The 7,153-nt window shown below is 50.9% G+C and carries 5 protein-coding genes and 1 pseudogene; all 6 read left to right on the plus strand.

The window, feature by feature from the left end; translation table 11 throughout:
• Positions 1-65 precede the first annotated feature (65 nt).
• Positions 66-218: pseudogene (locus ACYVG7_RS06690) on the plus strand (IS5/IS1182 family transposase); the annotation flags it as partial.
• A 463-nt stretch (positions 219-681) separates the two neighbouring features.
• Entirely contained in the window at positions 682-1,593 is a 912-nt protein-coding gene (locus ACYVG7_RS06695) for a WYL domain-containing protein (RefSeq protein ID WP_460882435.1), read from the plus strand.
• Positions 1,590-4,445, plus strand: a complete 2,856-nt coding sequence (locus ACYVG7_RS06700) for an SNF2-related protein (RefSeq protein ID WP_460882436.1) — start codon at positions 1,590-1,592, stop codon at positions 4,443-4,445. Before ACYVG7_RS06695 ends, ACYVG7_RS06700 begins: the two co-directional genes overlap by 4 nt.
• On the plus strand, positions 4,442-5,533 hold the full coding sequence (locus ACYVG7_RS06705; protein ID WP_460882437.1) for an AAA family ATPase: 1,092 nt from the start codon (positions 4,442-4,444) through the stop codon (positions 5,531-5,533). Before ACYVG7_RS06700 ends, ACYVG7_RS06705 begins: the two co-directional genes overlap by 4 nt.
• Entirely contained in the window at positions 5,530-6,174 is a 645-nt protein-coding gene (locus tag ACYVG7_RS06710) for a DUF4276 family protein (RefSeq protein ID WP_460882438.1), read from the plus strand. The genes ACYVG7_RS06705 and ACYVG7_RS06710 overlap by 4 nt, the downstream gene beginning before the upstream one ends.
• Before the next feature lie 17 nt (positions 6,175-6,191).
• Positions 6,192-7,100: a site-specific DNA-methyltransferase gene (locus tag ACYVG7_RS06715; RefSeq protein WP_460882439.1), complete on the plus strand. Its 909-nt coding sequence runs from the start codon at positions 6,192-6,194 to the stop codon at positions 7,098-7,100.
• Positions 7,101-7,153: the final 53 nt, after the last annotated feature.

Consider the following 7,153-nt stretch of genomic DNA (forward strand, 5'->3'; position numbering starts at 1 on the left):
CAAATCAGGGAACTATCCCGCAGTTTGGTGATCTGATCTCTTAGGTTCACCACCGGGAGCGCCAGATGGGCAAGTCCAAGCACCAGATCAGCAACTGGAAACAGTACAACCAAGCCTTGGTGCAACGAGGTTCGTTGACCCTCTGGATGGATGAGCAAGCCATCCAGCAGTGCCATTGCCAAACCCGTCATGGCCGCCGGGGGCGAGGCCACCATTTTCTCGTCCGCGAATGATGATCTCCTTTCCCCACAAAAAATCTGGCGTACTGATCGACTGGATCTTTCCTAACGTCTCCAGCAGCATTAAGCGAATGCTGGTTTCAAGCGCAAACTCACACAACTCTGCACTGCTATCGTGATGAGCAAAATGGTGTTCGTTAACGTCTCCTTTCCTTGCCTGCAGCCGCGCATCGCAGCTGGGGCAACGACATGCACACGCCAATCCTCTTGGTACATCCTCAATGCTGACGATCTTTCGATCCGCTTCTCTGATAGCAAATGGAATCTTGTTAAAAGCCGCCACCACATCCCCCCGACGCTGTTTATACGCTGAATAAATCAGCAAATAAGAGCCGTATGAGGCAGTTTTATCATCAAGCTCACATTAAGTCATCATTTTGATTGCGTGACTTGTTCGTTATGATAGGTTAAGTCTCTATTGAACATATCTGACCGTAACCGCATGCAGGTTTTAGACGAGCTTCCCTACGCCCAGCGTGAGCGCTTGGCGTATATCGATTTTTGCCTCAACTACTTTGGCTCAATCACCCGTGCTGCGCTGATAGAGCGCTTCGGTATTGGCCCTGCAGCCGCGACTCGTGACTTTGGGACCTATAAGGAGTTTTGTGCGGGCAACCTGGTGTTGCGTCCGCAAAACAAGGTCTATGAGCGGACGCCTGCATTCAAACCGTTGTTTGACCATGAGCCCACCGCCGCGCTCACTTGTCTGGCCTTTGGCTTTGGTAATGGCATCACTCAACCACAGTTGCCGAATGCGCGTTGCCTGGCACCGCAGCAACTGATCCAGCCCAAGACCGAAATATTGTCCGCTTTGATGCGGGCCATTCACCTGCAAAAAGCCATCAGCTGCAGCTATGTATCGCTCTCATCCGGGCGGACGCAACGTGAGCTGGTACCTCACAGTCTGGCCAATGATGGTCATCGCTGGCATGTCCGGGCCTTTGATCGGCTCCGGCAGGCGTTCCGAGATTTCTCCTGTTCACGCTTTGAAACTGTCTCGCTGTTAAACGATGTTCCGCCGGAAAAAGAGACTCGCGAGTTTGATCATCAGTGGAACCGAATTGTCGATTTGGAGCTGATCCCGCATCCTGCGATTGCCTATCCCGAGGCCATCGCGATGGACTACGGCATGGTTGATGGTCAGCGCGACGTGCAGATCCGTGCGGCGTTGGCGGGCTATCTGCTCAACTACTGGAATGTGGACTGTTCACCAGAGCACAGCTTGCCAGCCGAGCGTCATCCGCTGGCCTTGAACAATCAGGCTGCCCTGTATGGCGTAGAGAATCTGGTGTTGGCTCCGGGCTATGGAGCGAACTCAGTGCAACCGGCATCTGCCACGGGAGATAAAGCGTGAGTCACTATTCAGCACATCAACAAGCGTGGCTGGCCCATAGTCTGACGCTGGAGGGTAAGGCGGAAGAGTCGTTGACCAAGACGATGGCCGGGGCCAAGGTTGATATGAATCCGCATCAGATCGAGGCTGCCATGTTCGCGCTGGCATCCCCACTGTCGAACGGTGTAATTCTGGCCGATGAGGTCGGTCTTGGGAAAACCATCGAGGCCAGCCTGGTCTTGGCGCAGAAATGGGCCGAACGCCGTCGTAAGTTACTGTTGATAGCCCCTGCTACCTTGCGCAAACAGTGGAGTCAGGAGCTGGAGGAGAAATTCTCGCTGCCTTCAATGATCATGGAGGCAAAGTCCTTCAATGAATCTAAAAAGGCGGGGGTGGCCAATCCGTTTGATCTGGAACGTGCTTCCGGAAAGCCTGCAATTTGCATCTGCTCCTATGAATTTGCAGCCCGCAAGGAGTCAGAACTTCAGCGTATTCCTTGGGATCTGGTTGTCATGGACGAAGCGCACAAGTTGCGCAATGTCTACAAGAGTGATGGAGCCAAGACAGCCAAGGTGCTTGATAACGCCTTAATGGGGGTTAAGAAAGTTTTACTTTCGGCCACGCCATTGCAGAACAGCATGCTGGAGCTGTACGGGCTGGTATCTATCATTGACCCGCACTTTTTTGGCGATTTGCCATCGTTTAAGGCTCGGTATGGCCGTCAACAGCTGGATCAGGTTGAATTGGCGTTGCTTCGAGATCGCCTGGGTAAAGTCTGTAATCGCACGCTCAGACGCCAGGTACAGGAAGAGGGTGGTATTAGTTTCACTCGTCGTTATTCCATGACCGAGGATTTCCGCCCGTCAACGCAAGAAGAGCAACTGTACCGGCAGGTCTCCGAGTATCTGCAGCGTGAAGATCTGCTAGCCATCAAAAGTGGTGCCAGACATCTGGTGACCTTGGTCATTCGCAAAATTTTGGCTTCATCGTCGTTTGCCATTCAAGGCACCTTGCAGACCATGATTACTCGCCTAGAGCAGAAGCAGCCGCTGCTGGATGCCTTGGCAGATTATGAGAATTTGTCAGACCTTCAGGATGAAGAGGGGGTGAGCGACGAGGAGTTGATTGATCCTCAAGCTCTGCAGGCTGAGATTGATCTGTTAAAGGATTTTCAACGCCTGGCTTGCAGTATCGCCAACAATGCTAAAGCGGATGCCTTGGTTCGTGTGCTCGAACGTGCCTTTGAGAAAACAGCTGAGCTAGGTGGCAGCCGCAAAGCAGTAATTTTCACCGAGTCAGTCCGTACCCAGACCTGGCTGGCAGAGATGCTGGCGGCTCAAGGGTATGACGGTCAGATCGTGATGCTAAATGGCAGTAACAGTGATTCAGTATCGAAACAGATTTATCAGGAGTGGTTAGAGCGTCATCGGGGCTCTAGTCGTATTTCTGGTTCTAAAACTGCAGATATGAAAGCGGCTCTGGTTGAGCGGTTCCGCGACGATGCCACCTTGATGATCTGTACTGAGGCGGGAGCCGAAGGTATCAACTTGCAATTCTGCTCTTTGCTGATCAATTACGATCTGCCCTGGAATCCGCAGCGGGTCGAGCAGCGGATTGGCCGGGTTCATCGCTATGGTCAGAAGAGTGATGTCGTCGTGGTCAATTTTATCAACAAGGGCAACCGTGCCGATGAGCGCGTGTTTGAGTTGCTGAGTCAGAAATTTCAACTGTTTGAAGGTGTGTTTGGTGCTTCAGATGAAGTCCTTGGCTCCATCGAGTCAGGGGTCGATATTGAACGCCGGATCCACGATATCTATCAGCGCTGCCGTAGCGATGAGCAAATTGAATCTGAGTTCAATTCATTGCAAGAAGAGCTCAAAGATCAGCTGGAGGCCAAAAACAGTGATACCCGCCGGTCGTTGTTTGAGCATTTTGATGCCGATGTCGTCAGCCGACTGAATACCCGGCGGGACAAGACCAATATCGAATTGACGGCTTACCAGCAGAAGATGTTGTTACTGGCCCGTATGGCCTTACAGGAGCAGGGCGGGTTCAGTGAAGCTGCGGGGGCTTTTGTCTGGCGTGATGGCAAATACAGTCTGAACTGGCAGACGGCAGAGATCGAGGATGGTGAGTTTTTCCGGCCTCATGATGGTCTTGGCGCCGAGTTGATTACACAGGCCAAGGCTGCTCACTTGCCGCCTGCAGCACTCCAGTTTGTTTACGAGCGCTCGTCTGATCAGGGGCAATGGGTTGATGTGAAAGGCTTGATAGGCAATCGCGGTTTGCTAAAGGTCATCAAGGTGAGTATCGAATCAACGGCGCAGCGTCGTGAGCAGCTGCTATTGCTGGCGAGCAACCAGCATGGCGAGCCAATGCATAGCGAGACCGTCGAGCGACTATTGCAGCTGCCGTTAGCCCAGGTGCCGGTCATCATCCCTGAGCCTGACTTCTCTTCACTGTCAGAGCGACAGCAGGCACAGCTGGGAGATTTTCAGCGTGAGGTTGAGCGCGATAACGAAACCTACTATGGCGAAGAGGTCGAGAAGTTGGAGCGTTGGTCTGAAGACAAACGCATTGCACTGGATCTGCGTATCAAACAGCTGGATCAGGAAATCAAGGAAGCACGTAAAGCATCACGGCAGCTGACCTCCTTGCAGGAGAAGATGGAAGCCAAGAAGGCACTCAAACAGCTAGAGAGAGAACGCGATAACGCCATGCTGCACTACTACGAAGAGAAGAAGAAGATTGAACAGGAAGAGGATCTCCTGTTGGAAGAAGTTGAAGCTCGTCTGGCCACAGAAACCCGTGTGACGGAGCTGTTTGCGGTAACATGGCAGGTCATGGCGAATGAACGTGAGGCGGCAGCATGAAGGATGTTACCAATAGTGATCAGTTGAGTCATATCGTGATTGATGGCTATAAGTCGATTGCCAAGTGTGATCTGCTGATGGGCTCTTTAAATGTGTTAATCGGTGCCAATGGTGCGGGTAAGTCGAACTTCATCAGCTTTTTTAGATTAATTGCCACCCTGCTCGATCACCGTCTGCAATTCCTGGTAGGCAAGGCTGGAGGCCCGGATGCCTTGTTACACTTTGGACGCAAGCAGAGTGAGGCCCTAAAGGGAGAGCTCTACTTTGGCAACAATGGCTACAAGTTTGCGTTAGAGGCCACTAACGACAACCGCATGATGTTTCAGCGAGAAGCGTTGTGGTGGAATATGAACGGCGATAATTCGGTCGGCTCCGGTCATTTCGAGTCACTGGCCGAAAAGCATAACTCCCGCATTAAAGCGTTTACGCTTCCGATCATGCGTCGCTGGCGTGTCTACCATTTCCATGACACCAGCGAGAGTGCCAAGGTCAAGCAGATCCACCGTATCAACGATAACGACTACCTGCGGGAAGATGGCGCCAATCTGGCGGCTTTCTTGTTCCGGTTACAAAAAAATCATCACGGCCACTACAAGCGGATCGTGCGCACCATTCGCATGGTGGCACCCTATTTCGGTGATTTTTACCTACGTGCCACACCAGACAACCTAGACAGCATTCAGCTCGAATGGACCGAGAAGGATCACGATATTCCTTTCAAGGCCAGTGAACTATCGGATGGCACCCTGCGCTTTATCCTGCTGGCGACCGTACTGTTGCAACCGGAAGAGTTTATGCCCAGCGCCATCATTGTCGATGAGCCAGAGCTGGGTTTGCACCCCTATGCCATCAATGTGCTGGCCGAGCTGATTAAAAGCGCCAGTATCGAACATCAGCTGATCATCTCGACCCAGTCGGTCGAGCTGGTGAATCAGTTTGATGTCGAGGATCTGATCGTCGTGGATAAGCAGAACGGCGCTTCTACCTTTAAGCGTCTGGAAGAGGATCAACTGAGCGAATGGCTACAGGATTACAGCCTGGGTGATTTGTGGAAGAAGAACCTGCTGGGCGGGAGACCACAATCATGAGTCGAGTGCTGGTCTTTGTTGAAGGGCAAACCGAAGAGACTTTCGTGCGTGATCTGCTGGTTCCCTATTTTTCGCGTCTGGGCATTTATCTGACTCCCATTCTGGCGCAGACCAGTCCGGGGCATAAGGGCGGGATAGTCAGCTATGGCAAGGTGAAGCACCAACTGACGCGCTTGTGTCGGCAGGACCAAGGGGCGTATGTCACCACCATGATGGACTACTATGGCCTGCCCAATGATTTTCCGGGGCTGGATGGCCGAGTAGCGGATGCCCATGAGCAGGTGGTGCGATTAGAGCTGGCATTGCTGCAGGATATCGACGCGCCCAATTTTATCCCTAACCTGATGCTCCACGAGTTCGAGGCGCTGCTGTTCAGTGCGCCAGAAAAGATTGCCGAATGGCTGGATGACCAAGCACTGCTTGCACCTATGGCCGCGATCAGTGGCGCGTTTGCAACGCCAGAACATATCAATAACAGCCCGCAAACTGCGCCGTCAAAACGAATCTTGGCGTTAGTGCCACACTATAAAAAGACCGTGGATGGTCCTTTAATTGCGGAAGATATTGGGCTGGACGCCATTCGCGCCCAGTGCCCCCATTTTAATAACTGGATTGAGCGCCTGCTGGCGCTGCCTCGCTGATGATGGCTGGAATAAACATGACAACAACTAAGCAAAAATTAGAACTCACCTGGATTGGCAAGGATAAACGCCCGCGTCTTGAGCCGCGTATTTTTCTTGAAGATAAGAGCCTCTCATATAAAGTTACATCGATCGCCACTAACAAAGATGGTCAGGCTAATAATAGATTCAATGACAACCTGTTAATCCAAGGTGATAACTTATTGGCACTTAAGTCATTGGCACAAGAATATGCCGGTAAAATAAAGTGCGTGTATATTGATCCACCATATAACACTGGTGCCGCATTTGAGTTCTATGATGATGGGGTAGAGCATTCTATGTGGCTATCATTATTACAAGCAAGATTGCAGATTATTTGGGGATTGCTGGACAGTGAACAAGGAAGCTTATGGATATCTATAGATGATCGTGAGATGCCTTACTTAAGATTGTTGTTAGACGAAACATGTGGCAGAGATAAATTCATTGCATCGAATGTATGGCAGAAACGGTATTCTAGAGAAAACCGGGCTGCAATAGGCGATGTTCATGAATATGTATTGGTTTATGCAAAAAAACCAAAAATATTTAAAGAGTTGAGAAATAAGCTGCCACTAAATGACAAACAAGCACAAGTATATAAAAACCCTACAAATGATCCACGAGGACCTTGGAGGACAATTCCCATTACAGCTCAAGCAGGACATGCCACTCCGTCACAGTTTTATGAAATAATTGGACCGACAGGTAAGCGATTCTCTCCTCCACCAGGAAATTGTTGGCGTTACTCTCAACCAGCTTTTCAAAAGTTGTTGGATGAAGGGCGAATTTATTTTGGTAAAAATGGAGATAGCCAGCCCACTACTATTCGTTATTTATCTGAAGTTGAGGGTGCAGTTCCTTGGACTTGGTGGCCTGACTCTTATACACAAGTAGCGCCCTGAACGGAACCATTCCCGTTTTCCAGGATCTGATCTTCCATGTGACCTCCTAACAT

It is taken from the genome of Pseudaeromonas pectinilytica (genome assembly GCF_054780855.1).

What these genes read in the sequence shown, in the direction of transcription:
- ACYVG7_RS06695 (WP_460882435.1), top strand. Translation starts at nt 682, where the DNA reads ATGCAGGTTTTAGACGAGCTTCCCTACGCCCAGCGTGAGCGCTTGGCG.
- ACYVG7_RS06705 (WP_460882437.1), top strand. Translation starts at nt 4,442, where the DNA reads ATGAAGGATGTTACCAATAGTGATCAGTTGAGTCATATCGTGATTGAT.
- ACYVG7_RS06710 (WP_460882438.1), top strand. Translation starts at nt 5,530, where the DNA reads ATGAGTCGAGTGCTGGTCTTTGTTGAAGGGCAAACCGAAGAGACTTTC.
- ACYVG7_RS06715 (WP_460882439.1), top strand. Translation starts at nt 6,192, where the DNA reads ATGACAACAACTAAGCAAAAATTAGAACTCACCTGGATTGGCAAGGAT.